Source organism: Hyphomicrobium denitrificans ATCC 51888 (genome assembly GCF_000143145.1).
GTDB lineage: Bacteria > Pseudomonadota > Alphaproteobacteria > Rhizobiales > Hyphomicrobiaceae > Hyphomicrobium_B > Hyphomicrobium_B denitrificans.
Window position 1 is genome coordinate 1,395,701 of sequence record NC_014313.1, and the last position, 15,352, is coordinate 1,411,052.

The 15,352-nt window shown below is 59.7% G+C and carries 10 protein-coding genes; 4 read left to right on the plus strand and 6 right to left on the minus strand.

What is annotated here, in order from left to right; genetic code table 11:
* Positions 1–48: 48 nt before the first annotated feature.
* From HDEN_RS06675 to asnB, 3 genes are all read left to right on the plus strand, one after another.
* Positions 49–2,073, plus strand: coding sequence for a polysaccharide biosynthesis tyrosine autokinase (locus tag HDEN_RS06675; protein ID WP_169305485.1), 2,025 nt, complete (start codon positions 49–51; stop codon positions 2,071–2,073).
* A 363-nt stretch (positions 2,074–2,436) separates the two neighbouring features.
* Positions 2,437–3,666 (plus strand): polysaccharide biosynthesis/export family protein, encoded by a 1,230-nt coding sequence (locus tag HDEN_RS06680; protein ID WP_049775225.1) that lies wholly within the window; start codon positions 2,437–2,439, stop codon positions 3,664–3,666.
* 288 nt (positions 3,667–3,954) lie between these two features.
* Positions 3,955–5,895 (plus strand): asparagine synthase (glutamine-hydrolyzing), encoded by a 1,941-nt coding sequence (asnB, locus tag HDEN_RS06685; protein ID WP_013215383.1) that lies wholly within the window; start codon positions 3,955–3,957, stop codon positions 5,893–5,895.
* A gap of 98 nt (positions 5,896–5,993) precedes the next feature.
* Here asnB and HDEN_RS06690 read toward each other — a convergent pair whose 3' ends face one another.
* From HDEN_RS06690 to HDEN_RS06710, 5 genes are all read right to left on the minus strand, one after another.
* A complete protein-coding gene (locus tag HDEN_RS06690; protein ID WP_013215384.1) occupies positions 5,994–7,442 on the minus strand; it encodes an undecaprenyl-phosphate glucose phosphotransferase in 1,449 nt (482 codons plus the stop codon).
* A gap of 322 nt (positions 7,443–7,764) precedes the next feature.
* Positions 7,765–8,580 carry a trehalose-phosphatase gene (gene otsB, locus HDEN_RS06695; RefSeq protein ID WP_013215385.1) on the minus strand — a complete coding sequence of 272 codons (816 nt, stop codon included), beginning with the start codon at positions 8,578–8,580 and terminating at the stop codon, positions 7,765–7,767.
* 11 nt (positions 8,581–8,591) lie between these two features.
* The gene (locus HDEN_RS06700; RefSeq protein ID WP_013215386.1) at positions 8,592–9,692 is read right to left on the minus strand and encodes a carbohydrate kinase family protein; all 1,101 of its coding nucleotides are present in this window, start codon (positions 9,690–9,692) and stop codon (positions 8,592–8,594) included.
* Entirely contained in the window at positions 9,689–10,495 is an 807-nt protein-coding gene (locus tag HDEN_RS06705; protein ID WP_013215387.1) for an ROK family protein, read from the minus strand. Before HDEN_RS06705 ends, HDEN_RS06700 begins: the two co-directional genes overlap by 4 nt.
* Complete coding sequence (locus HDEN_RS06710) at positions 10,495–11,955, minus strand: alpha,alpha-trehalose-phosphate synthase (UDP-forming) (protein ID WP_013215388.1); 1,461 nt, start codon at positions 11,953–11,955, stop codon at positions 10,495–10,497. The genes HDEN_RS06705 and HDEN_RS06710 overlap by 1 nt, the downstream gene beginning before the upstream one ends.
* A 326-nt stretch (positions 11,956–12,281) precedes the next feature.
* On the opposite strand from HDEN_RS06710, the gene HDEN_RS06715 reads away from it, so the two are divergent.
* Positions 12,282–13,352, plus strand: coding sequence for an HWE histidine kinase domain-containing protein (locus tag HDEN_RS06715; RefSeq protein ID WP_245256748.1), 1,071 nt, complete (start codon positions 12,282–12,284; stop codon positions 13,350–13,352).
* On the opposite strand, the gene HDEN_RS06720 is transcribed toward HDEN_RS06715, so the two are convergent.
* Positions 13,353–15,236, minus strand: coding sequence for a glycoside hydrolase family 15 protein (locus HDEN_RS06720; protein WP_013215390.1), 1,884 nt, complete (start codon positions 15,234–15,236; stop codon positions 13,353–13,355).
* Between the last annotated feature and the right edge of the window lie 116 nt (positions 15,237–15,352).

Consider the following 15,352-nt stretch of genomic DNA (forward strand, 5'->3'; position numbering starts at 1 on the left):
ATTCCAGCGGATGATGTTTATCAGTCTACTAACAAAAACAAACTGGGAATGGCCGATATTCCCTGGGTCTTGCGGCGGGGATGGGTATTTCCGGCGCTCGGTGCTTTGCTCGGCCTGACGCTCGCCGGCGCTTTTCTTATGACCGTCCCCGCGGTCTATAAGAGCAGCGCTCGAATTTTGATGGACCGAAGCGTTAACCGGTATCTGCAAACCAACAAGATTGCTGAATCTCCCGTGTTCGATGACGCCGACATCGCGGGACAGATCTATGTCCTATCGTCGGACAGTGTCGTCGTTCCGGTGGTCCGAGAACTCAAATTGGATCAAGATCCGGAATTCGTCGGCCGCCCGGGAGAGCCCAGCAAATTCGGTATCAAGCAATTCATCAAGACCGTTCGCAATTCCGTTCTCAGCCTGCAGGCTGAGTTTGCTGGATTGGAAGGGTCGCAAATCGATTTGCGTCTCGGCGCCGGCAAGGCTGCCCTGCAACTCGATCCCAGCGTCATCAAGGAACGAACTGCGGTCGACATGCTCCTGCAGCAGTTGAGCGTCTACCGCGAAGATGCGCCGAACGTCATCAATATCGGGTTCTCATCGCAGGACCCGGTGAAGGCCGCGAATATCGCCAACGCAATCGCGGACAAATACATCTCGACGGTCGAAAATCGCAAGCGCAGCTCAAGCAAGATGATCAGTCAGCTGCTCGAGGAGCGGTTGCTCGAACTGAAGCGGCAGAGCGATGATGCCGATCGCGCGTTGCAGGATTTCATTTCGGCGCACAACCTCGTCGGGATTACGGTCGGCCGCGTCGTGCAGGGTCCGCAGGATGATACCGCGGCGCCGTCGCTTATGCCGTCCTCGACGCCCAACGATCTGATCCTGAAACTGCGCTCGCAGTACGTCGACCTTGAGACGAAGGCCAACGAGTTGGAGCGCCAGCTCGGGGCGTCGCATCTGGCGGTCGTCAAGCTCCGCAACCAGATGGCGGAAATCAAACGCGCGATGAAGAATGAAGATCAGCGCAACGGTTTGAACGACGCCGACCAGGCCAAGCTTCGCGATCTCGAAAGCTCGGCAGCGACCTTGCACAACCTCTACAACGCGGCCCTGCGCAAATCGAACGAAGTCAACCAGATCCAGCCGGACATGGAAGAAGCGCACATCATCTCGCGCGCCTCGCCGCCGCTGTCGAAGAGCTACAAGAAGCCGATGCTGCTGCTGGGTGGCGGTTTGATGTTCGGGTTGCTGTCCGGAGCTGCGCTGGCTCTTGGCCGCGAATGGCTCGCTTCAGTGTTCCGCACGCCATCGCAAGTGCGTCAGGCGACGGGTCTCTATTGCGCGGTTCTGCCGAAGGTGGAGCCTGCGCCGGGCCGGAAGGGTATCGAGGATTACGTTCTCGATGCGCCGTACACGCGCTTTACCGAAAGCATACGAAACGTGCAGGCGTTGCTGAAATCGGATCAGCGCCGAGCCGGCACCAAAGTCGTCGGCGTGATTTCTTCCACGTCCAATGAAGGCAAGACGACTGTTGTGTCGAACTTGGCAACGCTGATGAACTCGCTGCCTCGCGCGCGCACGCTTATCATCGACGGCGATCTGCATCGGCGTACAGTTACGGAACAGCTTACGCCGGGCGTGACCGAGGGGCTGCTGGAAGCGCTCGACGAGCCGTCGCGTCTCAAGGAGCTCGTGGTCAAGCGCGAGCGGTCGCGCGTCGACATTCTTCCTTGTGCAAGATCCGAGCGAACGCCGCACGCGGCAGAACTCCTCGGCTCGGTCGAAATGGAAAAGCTGCTGGATGTTGCGCGAGAGACCTACGACTTCATCATCGTCGAAGTGCCGCCGATCATGTCGGTCGTCGACGTCAAGACAGTAGAGAGATTTATCGACAGCTTCATCTTCGTCATCGAGTGGGGCGAAACGAAGCGCGAGCTTGTCGAGGAAGCATTCGACGAGATCGACAACGTCCGCGACCGAATCCTCTGTGTGCTGCTTAACAAGGCCGATCCCGCCGCGCTCAAGATGATCGAGGCCTACAAGGGATCGCGAATCGGCAATTATTACGTTGGTTAAACGATGCCCGAATCAATTCGCGCATTCCGAATCGCATTTACCAGTTTACTATACGTCGCACTCCGAAAGTGGCGTTAACCACTCACTTTCGGTGTTTTTCGGCAACGGGCTTCTGAATTGATTTCCACACCTTGTTTAATTTAGAAATCCGGGCTCTCCGCTTCGAGTCGAATCACCTATAGGCGAAGAAGGCGCGATCTGACGCGCAGCACGTTTGCCAGGGTGGGGACTTTGGGGGAACTGGTTCCTAAGCGAGTCTTTTCAGACTCTCGTTACGTAAGACGTGCGCCGACACGTGGACGTAGCGCACGCTTCAGCGCTGGGGCAGTGCTCGCAGCGCTTTCGCTGGCGGGCTGTTCGCACATGCCCATCAACGGGCCTCAATCTCGCGACATCGATCGCAGCGCCACCGCATCCATTTCCACGCCGCGCGACGCGGTCGTGTATGACTACGCGCTTCTCGATATCAATCCGCTCATTCTGCAGATTCTTGAATCGAACGCGTCCGATTCATTCTATCGGACCTTCGGGTCACACCGCGGCGGTATTCCGATTGTCAGAATTGGCGTCGGCGACGTGTTGCAAACGTCGATATTCGAGTCGTCTTCGGGCGGATTGTTCGTTGCGGGAGATGCAACAAACCGAAGTGGCAGCTACGTAACGTTGCCGATGCAGACCGTCAGCGGCAAGGGCACGATTTCGATCCCTTACGCCGGCGCCGTTCGCGCAGCCGGCCGGACTGCCGTCGAAATTCAGCAGGATATCGAGACGAAGCTCGCAAAACGCGCGATCGAACCGCAAGTCATCGTCAACGTCGTCGAGCAGAATGCGGACTCGGTGACGGTCATCGGTGACGCCGGCGGAAACAAATTGAAGCTCACCGGTTCGGGCGAGCGCATTCTCGACGTTATTTCGAAAGCGGGTGGCGGTGCTGCCGGCGGCAAGTTCGCAGGTTACGAGCTTCTGGTGACCTTGCAGCGGAAGGGCCGCACGGCGACCGTTCCGTTTACGACGCTTATCAATGAGCCTGCGGAAAACCTCTTCGTTGCGCCGGGCGATGTCGTCTACGTCAAGCGGCAGCCGAAGTCGTTCGTCGCATTCGGTGCGCTGGCTTCGACTGGCGCGTCGGGAACCGTCTCGGAAGGCGAGACCTCCGCGGTCAGTGCGCTCTTCGCTTTCGGTCAGGAGCGGCTCTCGCTCAACGAGGCGATCGCAAAGGCTGGCGGTTTGTCCGATGGGCGTTCAAATCCCGCGCAGGTCTTCATTTTCCGTCCGGAAAGCCGCGAGACACTCGAGCGGATGGGCGTCAATCTGAAGAACTTCGCTCCGGACCAGCGCATCATCCCCACGGTTTACCGTGCCAATTATCGCGATCCGTCGTGCTTCTTCTTCGCCCAGAGATTCCAGATGCGGGATAAGGACGTGATCTACGCATCGAACTCGGATGCGACAGAGGTCCTGAAAGTTCTCGGCTACGTCAACGCTTGGATGACCACGGCGGGTAACGCCTTCATCCAGGGCCGTGCAATCGGTGATATCGCGAGCGGCGCTCATGTCCTTTCGAACGCGTCGACTGTTGTGGTTGCACCTTAAGCGCGGTCGTTCGGAATAGATTTTCGAAATCCAGTGAGGCGGGGTCTGATTGCAGACACCGCCTCATTCGTTTTGGCTTGCGAGACCCTGTTCGGTTAATCCTGCGAGGGCGCGCTTTCCTCCCGCTGGCGGTCGCGCGCATGGCGTTTGCCCTATTCCGAATTGGACGCCGTCGCGCATTGCCTCCAAGGCGCCCGCTCCCGTATCTAGCTAACGTGCTCAGCCGCCGTTGAGTTCGCCGGCCCGGACGGCCGGCGTTGCGCCTCGACAACCGGAGGGTTTTGGCTGGTGTGTGGTATCGCTGGGATTATCGGACGGCTGGATGACGCAAATCGCGCTGCGCTGAGCCGCATGAGCGGTGCGCTCGCGCACCGTGGTCCAGATGCGGAGGGAACGTGGGCGTCGGAGCCTGACGCGCGCAACTGGGGCGCTCTGCTCGCGCATCGTCGGCTCTCCATTCTCGATCTTTCGCCTACGGGCGTGCAGCCGATGACCGATCCTGTCACCGGCGACGTCGTCGTCTTCAACGGCGAGATCTATAACTTCGGCGAACTTCGCGCCCGCCTCGAGGCGGAAGGCCAAACATTCCAGTCGTCGGGCGATACTGCGGTTATGCTGCGGGCGCTCGGTCTTCACGGACCCAAGGCAGTCAGCTGGCTGCGCGGCATGTTCGCGTTTGCATGTTGGAATCCGAGGACGCGCCGCCTGGTGCTGGCGAGGGATCCGCTCGGCATCAAGCCGCTTTATCTCGCGCGGCCGATGCATGCGAATGCGAATTGGTCGCTCGCTTTCGCATCCGAATTGCGCGCGCTGCTGGCGTCGGGATTGCTGGAAAATCCTCGCCTCGATCCGAGTGGCGTCGCGAGCGTTGTTGCGAACGGGTTCGTGAGCGGCCCCGGTACGATCGTCAAGGATGTCGAACTCGCGTGGCCGGGAGAGCTTCTGGAGTTCGACACAGGGGGCGGAAATCCCCGTCGCGAACGCTTCTGGAATATGCCGCGCGGTGTTGGGCAGCCGGCGATCAGCGAGCCCGAGTTGGCGAACGTCATGGAGGAGGGGCTGAAGCTTCACCTCGCGAGCGACGTGCCGTTGGCGGTCTTCTTGTCGGGCGGCGTCGACTCTTCCGCCATGGCCAACTTAGCGCGACGCGCCGCGCAGTCTTCCGTCCACACTTTCACGTTGGCGTTCGAAGATCAGGAACTGAACGAGGGGCCGATCGCGCGACGCATCAGCGAAGCGATCGGAACCGATCACCACGAGGTCGTGCTGACGGAAGCGGACTTCGCGGCGTCTCTCGACGCCGCGCTGGACAGCCTCGATCAGCCGACGTTCGATGGCCTCAACGCTTATACGATGTCACGCGCGATCCGTTCTGCCGGATACAAGGTGGCGATTTCCGGCACGGGCGGCGATGAACTGTTCGGCGGGTATCGCTCGTTTCGGGAACTGCCATTGCTGCAGAAGTTGTTGCGATCGACCGCGTTCGTTCCGCGTAATTGGCAAGCGGGGGGCGCGCGATTGCTGACGCAGCGGCTCGGCCGTTCCGCGGGCGGATTTCCGGGGCAGACGCGCTGGTCGAAGCTTCCCGATATGCTTCGCCGAGGCGGCGATCTGATCGGGCTCTATCAGCTCGCCTATGCGTTGTTCCTTCCGGAGCTTCAACGCGATCTGCTCGCCGCCGATTTTGCCGAGCCGTTGAGCGACGGTCTGCATCCGGCGATGCGGCAGCGTCTCGATGGCGAAACTCAGGACTGCTCGCCGTTGACGGCAATCAGCATCATGGAGCAGCGCATGTTCCTCGGCGAACGTCTGCTGCGGGACAATGACGCCGCGAGCATGGCGTGCTCGCTGGAACAGCGTGTTCCTCTTGTCGATCAAGTCCTGCTCGAAAATGTCAGCCGGTTGCCTGAAGCGGTGCGCTTCGAGCCGCTCGGACGAAAGGCCATTCTGAGACGCATCGGGCTCCGCGGTCTCGATCCGGCACTGTTTGACCGGCCGAAAAGCGGTTTCGTCATGCCCTTCGATCGCTGGATCCGGCGCGGGTTGAAAAAGGCAATGGACGAGACGCTGCGGGATCCAGCCGCCGTGGCGGCGGCGGGGCTCAATCCAGCTACCGTTGAGCGGTTATGGCAGGCGTTCCTCGATGGTTCGCCGGGCATCTACTGGTCGCGCGTGTGGGCGATCTACGCCCTCGTGCAATGGTGCCATCGCAACCGCGTGTTTCGCTAGCGGTACGCCAGGCCAGCAAAAGTTTGGCGCGCCGTCATTTCGACAAGCGCGCCAAAGCATTCCAAATATCAAAGTCCAGATCAGTTCGCGCGCCCGGTTTAGTACGCGCCGCGCGTCAGCACCAACATCGTGCGCACCATGATCTCGAGATCGAGCCAGATCGACCAGTTGTCGATGTAGTAGAGGTCGTATTGCAGGCGATTGAGAATGTCTTTTTCGGTTCTTGTCTCGCCGCGGTGCCCATTGACCTGCGCCCAGCCCGTTAAACCGGGAAGCACGCGACGGCGCTGTGCGAAATGATCCAATTGCTGCTCGAACAGCACGTCGTGCGCCAGCGCATGCGGCCTCGGCCCGACGACGGACATCTCGCCCTTCAGGACGTTGATCAGCTGCGGCAGCTCATCAAGGCTCGTGCGGCGCAGGAACCATCCAATGCGCGTCACTCGCGCATCGTTGCGCTGCGCCTGCTGAACTTTCTCGCCGTCTTCGGCAACGGTCATGGTTCTGAACTTGAAGATCCTGAAGACCGCGTTGTTCTGGCCGTACCGGCGCTGACGGAAGAAGACCGGTCCCGGGCTGTCGAGCTTGATCGCCAGAGCGATGAGCGCGAGCAACGGTGCCAGAAGTGCGAGCGCTATTCCAGCGACGACAAAATCGATCATCGACTTCAGCAACCGGTTGCGTTCGGAGAGCGGGACCAGATTGACGATGCTCGTTCTGAGCTTGCCGAACGTGCGTCCGCCCTGAACCGTGACCGGGAAAGGATTGAGATCCGTGCACAGCAGAAGATCGGTCGAGAACGATGCGAGTTCGCGAACGCTCTCGTGAATGCCGGCGCCTTCGGATGCGGGAAGGCAAATGATGACCGAGGCGAACTTGCCACGCGTGATGGCGCTTTTGAGGTCGACGAGGTTGCGGCTGGCGGCCAGCGCGGATTGATCCGCTTCAGCCGGTTCGCTGATGTAAAAGCTTTCAATTGCGAGCGAGTGATCGGCTTTCTGCGCTTCGCTCTTGATGGCGTTGACGTACTCGGGCGATCCGTAAAGCGCCACGCGCTGGAAGAGGCGGCCATTCGCGATCTGCTCGCGCACGCGCGCCATCGCGCTAATTCTGATTGCAATCAGAGTGACGCCGCTCAGAGCGAACCATGTCAGGAACCAGCCGCGCGAATACCAGTCCGCGAATTTCAGCACGAAGAGGATGCCGAGAAGCACAAGGAACGACGTTGCGAGTGCGCCCCACAGTTTGCCGTAGGAAACCGTCGGGTCCTTGATCGCTGCGACGTCGTAAAGACCAGCCTGCTTCAAGAAGAGATACTGGATGAGCGCGAGCAAACCCGCGGGCACGAGATACGGCCACTCGGGTTGTTCGACGTGCAGAAACAGATTGAGATAAAGCCACTTTGCAGCGTAAGCGGCCAGGATCACGCCTGTCGCCTCTGCGATGGCGATCAAGGTGATGCAGGTATCAAATCTTGAGAAAAGATTTTGCCACGTGGCCGCGCGCCGAAAGCTGCCGAATTCGGCATTTGCACTGCTGTCAGTCATCTACGCACACAACTTTGATCAAGCCGACACTGGAAATGCTCTTTTCAGCGAAGGCGTCCCGCAACGATACAATCTATTGTCTTTGCAAAAAATTTTTCGTTTTTATTCAACCCATTCTTAATGGGCGTTAAGCTTTTTGCAAGCATTAGCACGAAGCGCGCTAGTGCGACAAAGCCAGAAGCAAAAGACGGGCCAAGCAACTCGAAACGTATCGGCTCGAGTTTTGCGGGAGCTTTTTGCGAGCTGTGCCACTTCAGATTGTGCAATGAGTGGTGCGTGACTTTAGGCGGGGCGCAATTTTTGGTTGTCGCGTCGCGGGCGGTTAAGCAACCGTTCGCAGGCTGTCGAGCCAAGCAAGAACATCGGCCGGGCCAGTAAAGGCGGCTTCCTTTTGGGAGAAGTTTTCGCCGGCAACCTTGAGGCCGTATCCTCCCAATTCTTCGGCGGCGTGGAATGCGCCGACGTCGGCGATGTCGTCGCCGATCATCACCGGAATGCGGTTCGCAAATTCGGGCAGTCCGGCGAGGGTGCGCAGGGCCCGTCCTTTCGAAAAGCCGACCGGCAGAATTTCGACGACTTTCCGGCCCTCCCAGATCGAGAACTGGCCGGGGTATTTTGGGACGAGGGCTTCGAGGGTGATCAGGAGCGAGTCCCGTAGTTCAGGTGCCAGGCGATAGTGCATCGCGATCCCGGTGCCCTTGTTCTCGGTCACGATGCCCGGCATCGATTCCGCAGCCGCACGGATGTCATTCAGAAGATCCGGTGTGAAAGCCTGCGTCAGAGGTTTGACCTCTCCTGTCACGGTTGTTCGCATTTCAGCACCGTGAACGCCCGCCGCGATGAACTTCAACGGCTTCAGGAGCGAGTCCGCTTCGGCGATAGGGCGGCCCGTGACGATGGCGACGGCACCCGCGAGGCGCGTCGCGACGACGCCGAGCAATTCCGCCAGTCCGGGGGGGACGCGAACCGTCGTCGGCGTCAGTGCCATGTCGAGCAGCGTGCCGTCGATGTCGAGGAAAAGCCCGATCGGCGTTTGCTTGTGCAGGAGTTCTTCGACGCAATCGCGTGCGGAAGAAGTGCTGCTCGGGTGCGGAGCCTCGATAGCGGCCGAGGGCTTTTCCTTTTTCAAGCTGTGCATCTCATCCTTTCCTAGATCGACCAGCTATGAAGCGACGGCGCAGTCGCTGCGGCGCTTTCGATTTCGGCTTCCAGTGCCTGCAAGGTCAAAAGACCCGATTGCGTGTCGACGAACTTGACGACACTCGCGGCGTTGAGGGCTGCAGCGCTCAATGCGCGCGCCACGTCATTCGTCTGAGATGAATAGCAGGCGAATGTGGCCGAGAACGCATCGCCTGCGCCGGTGGTTGCCGCCGCGACGACGTGCGGAGCTTCGCGAAAATAGAGATCGCTGCCCGTCGCGAGGAACGCTCCGTTGGCGCCGTCAGTCAGCACGACGGTTCCGACGCCAACCTTGATGAGTCCGCCGAAAAACTTGCCAAGGCTCATTTCGTAGCCGCCGTTGCGCAAGCCGCGCTTGGCCAGTGCGGGCGTCGTCGCTCCATTGTGGACCGCGAGAGGCGCTCCGCCGTCGCCAAATGATTGCAGAAGGCGGGGCATCAACGCCTGGGCTTCCGAGCGATTGATCGACAGGATGTCGATTTGATCGAGGCTTTCCCAGAAATCGTCGTACCGCGCCGTCAACTGGCGCACGCCGGGGTTTACGGCGAGCTTGGCGCCCGCCGACTTCGCGCGATCGACGATCAACGGGTAGCAGTCGGCGGATTGATTGCTGAGGTTGGCGACATAAACGAGATCGCGCTTCTCGAATGCGGCTGCCGGGATGTCGGCAGCTTCGAGTTTCGTATTCGCACCGCGATACGTGAAGACGGCGGCATTGCGTTCGTGCGATGAAACGATGACGGAGGCGCCGGTCGGGGCTGTATCGTCAGTCACGATCCAGCGCAGATCGACACCTTCCTCCGTCAGCCGGTCGAGGACCGTGCGCGCTTTCGAATCCTCACCAAGCTTGACGATCGTCGATGTCGAGTTTCCGAGCCGCGCGATAGCGACTGCCGCGTTGATCGCACCACCGCCCGTGCTCGTCGAAATCTGATCGGCTTCCGTCTTGATGCCTTCCTCGAGCAATAGATAGGAGCTTTCGGCATTGAGCATTTTCATCTGCTCAATGCGGTCGCTCGCGATCGTGACGATGGTGTCGACCATCGCGCCGCCGATGGTGAGGACATTCATGTGCGTTCCCGCGCTTGCGCCATCGCCGGTTGGCGGGGCGCGAACCAGCGATCCATGTCTGCGTGCCAGAGGCGCGCTCCGCCCGCGACGCCCGATGACGGTTGAACGATGGTTGCCCATTCCGGAAGCGCAAACGTGATGCGCCGCGAGTTTCCGCCTCCGAGATAAATGCGATCTGCGTTCGTCAAGGCATGCACGGCTTGGAGGGCACGCTCCGCCCGCGCGTTCCATGCGTCGAGGCCGAGTTCAAGATAGGCAGCGTGGCCGACGTATTGATCGTAGTTCTGATCGTCGCGTGCGTAGTGCTGGCCAAGCTCCAGGCCGCAGAAGATCGTGCCATCGCTGAAAAGTGCGCAGCCCATGCCGGTGCCGAACGTCAGAACGCACTCGCGGCCCGGCCCTTTCGCGACGCCGAGGCCATAGACGATGGCATCGTTTAATATCCGGACCGGTGCACCGAACGTGTCGCGCAGCGTCTGCTCAAGGTCGAAGTTCTTCCAGTGAGCGGTGCCGAGGTTGGGCGCCGTTGAAATGCATTCGCGATGGACGACGCCCGGAAAGCCGATCGAAATCAATCCGAAATCCGGCAGCGGCGCAGCGATGCGGGCTATGAGCGCGATGATCGTATCCGGCGTCGCGGGGTGCGGCGTGGGCGTTGTCACGAACTCGGAAACGAGCGCTCCGGATTGATCGATGACAGCGGCCTTGATCAGTGTACCACCGATATCGACCGACAAGATGTTGGGATTGCCGCTTCGGGCGTCCTGGCGAAGGACATGCTTTTTGTCGCCGATTTCGGGCATCAGCCACCTGCGTGCGCGGTCACCGATTTCTTGGTGATGGCGGTTTTTGGTACTTTGTCGAGGCGCTTCATGGCGGCCCTGACGCGCTGTGATGGTTGACCTCGCCCGGTTCGCCGCTTTCCGGCTTTGACGAGTGCGTTGAAGAACGTCGAACCCCATGCGTTAGAATCCGACTGGCAAACGACGCTTGCAAGCTTGTCGTGGCGGGCTACGCGCTCGTCAATCGGCATTTCAAGGGCGCGGCGAAGACCTTGCACCATGTCGTTGCGGTCGTAGGGATTGACGAGCACGCCGTCGCTCAACTGTTCCGCGGCGCCGGCGAACTTCGACAGCACGAGAACGCCGGGATCTTCCGGATCTTGCGAGGCGACATACTCCTTCGAAACAAGGTTCATGCCATCCATCAGCGGCGTAACCCAGCACACGCGCGAGGAACGATACACATCGCGCAACTCGCGTCGCGGGATGGGTCGATGGATGTAATTGATCGGTACCCAGTCGAGCTCGCCGAAACGTCCGTTGATCGCGCCCGACAACGACTCAAGCTCTGAACGAATGTCGGCGTAGGCTTCGACGCTCTCGCGCGTCGGCGGCGCAAATTGCGACAGCACGATGCGGCGGCGATGCTCGGGGAATTCTTCCAAGAACTGGCCGAAGGCGCGGAATTTTTGCGGCAGGCCCTTCGTGTAATCGAGCCGGTCGATCCCGATGATGCGGCTCGTCTCTGAACTCTCACTGTCGCGCTCGACCGTCGACGTTGCGAAGTCGTTTGAATCGATGCCGACCGGAAAGCATCCGATGTCGAGTTCGGAATCGCAGGCTCGAATGCGGCCCGACGGGAGCAGGCTGCCGTAAACGCTCTGCTGAAGGAAGTCGATCAGATTGCGAACATCGCGATGGGTCTGGAGTCCGATAAGGTCATAGGCGCTGAGTGCGCGCGCGATTTCGCGATGCTCGGGGATCGCGATCAGAGCCTGGGCGGGACCGACCGGAATATGCAGAAAAAACCCGATCGGGTTTTCGATCCCGTGCTTGCGCAACTCAAGTGCCAGCGGGAACAGGTGGTAGTCGTGAATCCAGATGACGTCGGCCGGTTCGATGAGCGGAGCGAGATGCGCAGCGAACTTCTTGTTCACCGTGACGTAGCGCGAATAATATCCTGCCTCGAACTGCGCGAGATCGAGACGGTTATGAAAGACGGGCCATAGAACTGAATTTGAATAGCCAAGATAGAAATCGTTGTAATCGGCGGCGGTCAGAGGAATCGTAACTGTGGTGTGACTGCCGTCACGAGACATGACCGGATCGGAATCCTCGTTGTCTTCGACTTGGCCATTCCAACCGAACCAGAACCCGCTGTGTCGAGCGAGCGCGTCGTAAATCGCGACACTGACGCCACCGGCCTGCGACGCTGCGCCGAAATCAATGACGCGATTAGAAACCATGACAAGCCGTGACAACGCCTTTTCCTTCTGTGCCGCCGTGTTGGTTTAATGATTTAACCCCTGCCGATGCGCGGGGTACCAAGGAGCTAAACGTTCGAGATCGTTAAGAGTTCCCATTTGGAACCCGGAAATACATTGCGCCGCACAAAACCTATTTTGCTCAGTTTGAACCCTCTGACAGCGGCTCGTAATTAACTAACGATCTCAACCGCTAATAGTCTCCTGGTTCGTTTCGCAGGAGACCCAAAGCATGGTAACCTGATCGCATCCGATGCGGGGCGCCACAGACAGCTGGTGGATCACTTACAACGTTTGATTCAAGAGGAGGCGAGCCGTTCGTGATGCGGATGGTTCAACTCGTCGACGGTATCGTCGAGCGCGTGTTGCCGAGAATTCGGCGCAGGCCGGCGGTCGCTTATCCGATCGCGGTAGCGATTTTCGTTGCCGCGGCGCTGTTGCGCGTCTTGCTGTCGAATTGGCTGCCGATAAGCCTGCCGTTTTTGACGTTTTTTATTGCTGTGCTGCTCGCGACGTTGATTGCTGGAAGCGGACCGGGTCTGCTTGTTGTTGCAGCGTCACTGGCCTTTGCGTGGCGGTTCTACTTTTTCGACTCTCATCAGTATTCACAGTTCGAAACGGCACTCGCTCTTTCAGCTTTTGCTTTGATGGCGGTGCTGATCGTAGCGGTTGTTCATCTGCTCAACAGTAAGGTCGAAAGCCTTCTCTATGAGCGTGACCGCAACGAGGGGCTTCTGCAGGATAGCGCGCTCGGCGAGCTGCATCTGGAACAGCTGAATGTCGAACTACGCCACCGGTTGAAAAATACGTTCGCGGTCATCGCCGGCCTCGTCAGCCAGTCGGCGCGGTACAGCATGGACGTTCAAAGCTTCGCCAAGTCGTTGTCGGGCCGGCTCGCGGCGATGGGCACGGCGATGGATCTCGTCGCAACGCGGAGCTTTCTTGGCGCTTCATTGAACGAGTTGATCGTCGATACGCTGAAGCCGCTCGTTCCGCCCGGTGCGGCCCGCATGACCATACAGGGGGCGGACGGCATTATCCCGGGCGAGGTCGCGAATGCGCTGGCGCTTACGCTGCATGAGCTTGGGACGAACGCCATCAAATATGGAGCATGGTCGGGCGACAAGGGACTTGTTCGCGTGTCCTGGACGTTCGACAGACTGAATGATGACGACGCACAATTCGAGCTTGTCTGGGAAGAAAGCGGCGGTCCGGCCGTATCTCAACCCGAACGTCGCGGGCTCGGTTCGCTGCTGATCGATAGCGGGTTTCCGAGCGCTAAAGTCGAGCGAGAATTTTCGCCTGATGGCGTCGTTTGCAGGATGAAGGCCGTCGTCAAGCAGACGACGACAGGACGAACACGCGGGCGACGTGCGGTTCATTCCAAGTCGTGATCAGGCCCGGCGCTGCAGTGTCTCCGCTAGCGACGTCGTCGACTCGACACTCTCCAATTGCGCTGCGTGTGGAGGCGGCGCCCAGGCATCATCCCAACGGCGTGACAGGTTCATCGCGGAATTGATCAATCCGGCCATCGAGTAGGTTTGCGGGACATTGCCCCATAGCTGGCCCGTCGTAGGATGCAAATCCTCGCTCAGCATTCCGAACGCATTGCGATGGCCGAGAAGCTCGCCGAACAGATCGCGGGCATCCTCTGTCCTGCCGATCGACGCGAGCGCATCGATGTACCAGAACTGGCAGGCGAGGAACGCGGACTCCGGCAGGCCGAAGTCGTCTTCCGCCGCATAGCGCAGCATCAGTCCGTTGCGCATCAGCTCGCGGCCGATCGTTTCGCAAGTCTTGACGAAGCGCGGATCATTCGGCGCAACGAGCCCAAGTTCGGCCAGCAGAAGCACGCTGGCATCAAGTTCATTGTTGTCGAACGCACCGGTGAATGCGCCGCGCTTTTCGCTCCAGGCGCGGGTGAGGATTTCGGAGCGGATTTTATCAGCCGACTGCTTCCAATAGACAGCGCGTTCGTGCAGTCCGAGGAGGCTGGCAATTCTCGCCAGGCGATCGCAGGCGACCCAGCACATCGTCGCCGAATGGGTGTGAATGCGTTCACGTCCGCGATATTCCCAAATGCCTGCGTCGGGCTGGAGATAGAGACGCCGTGCCTGCTGGCCGAGATGTTCAAGTTCGCGGAAGAGGCTGGCGTCGCCCATGCGCGGGAGGCGCTGATCGATGAACATCTGCGCCGCTCCGAGAATGACGCTGCCATAAGCATCATGCTGCAGCTGTTTCGACGCGAGATTTCCGACGCGGACAGGTCCCATGCCGAGGAAGCCTTGTAATCCTGGTGCGACGCGTTCCTCGATCGTGTCGTTATGGACAATGCCATACAGCGGCTTCAGCGGGCTTTCGGCGTCGGCAATGATGGTGGTGATATATCCGAGGTAATTCTCCATCGATTGCGTTGCGCCTAAGCGGTTCAGCGCACGGATGACGAAATACGCGTCGCGCAGCCAGCAGAAGCGATAATCCCACGTGCGCGGCGTATTCGGTGCTTCGGGGATCGACGTGGTAAGCGCCGCGGTGATGGCGCCGGTTTCCTCGAACGTGCAGAGCTTCAGTGAGATTGCGGCGCGAATGACATCGGGCTGCCATTCATAGGCGATGGCGAGGCCGCGCACCCATTGCACCCAGTAGTCGCGCGTTTGGTCGAGAAATTCTCGTGATATCGCGTCGACTGAGCTTTCAATCGGCTCATCGCTGCCGAGAACGAGTGTGATTGGGTGTGTCAGCGCAAACGGCGTCTCATGTACGATGTAGGATACGGCGAGGTCGGTGGTAACGCGTATCGCGGTCGATCCCGGGCTGCTGTAACGAACGTGATTGGAGCCTTGTGCAGCCGATGCCGCGGACTCGCCGTAGCCAAACGTCGGACGAATGCGGCAGACGATGCGCGGGAGGCCGTTCAAGGGCTCGATGCGGCGGACGAGTTGCGTCGGATGAAACGAGCGACCGAAACGGACGAAGCGCGGTGCGAAGTCGGTGATCTTGACGCGTGCTCCGTTGCTCGCGACGAGAATGGTTTCGAGAATGCAGGTGTTGCGGACATAGCTCGACGTTGCCGAGATTTGCCCTTCGAGCTGGATGTCGCAGAAGCCCTTCTCCTCGTTACCCGAGAGAAGCCGGCAGAATACCGGGTCTCCGTCCAGTCGCGGAAAGCACCACCAGACGATCCGCCCGCCAGGCTCAATGAGTGCCGCGATGCGGCCGTTTCCGATGGCCGCCACGTCGAGCGATGATCGATAGGTTGATGCGGATTTTAAAGTCATCCTATCCCCCGGGGGAAGCAAATCTCTGCTTGTCGAGTTTAACGCGTGAGACGAGCTGTTCGTTGCGATCTTCAGTATAGAGAGCGATGGCGATCGCGGTCCCGTTGCGCTGATTG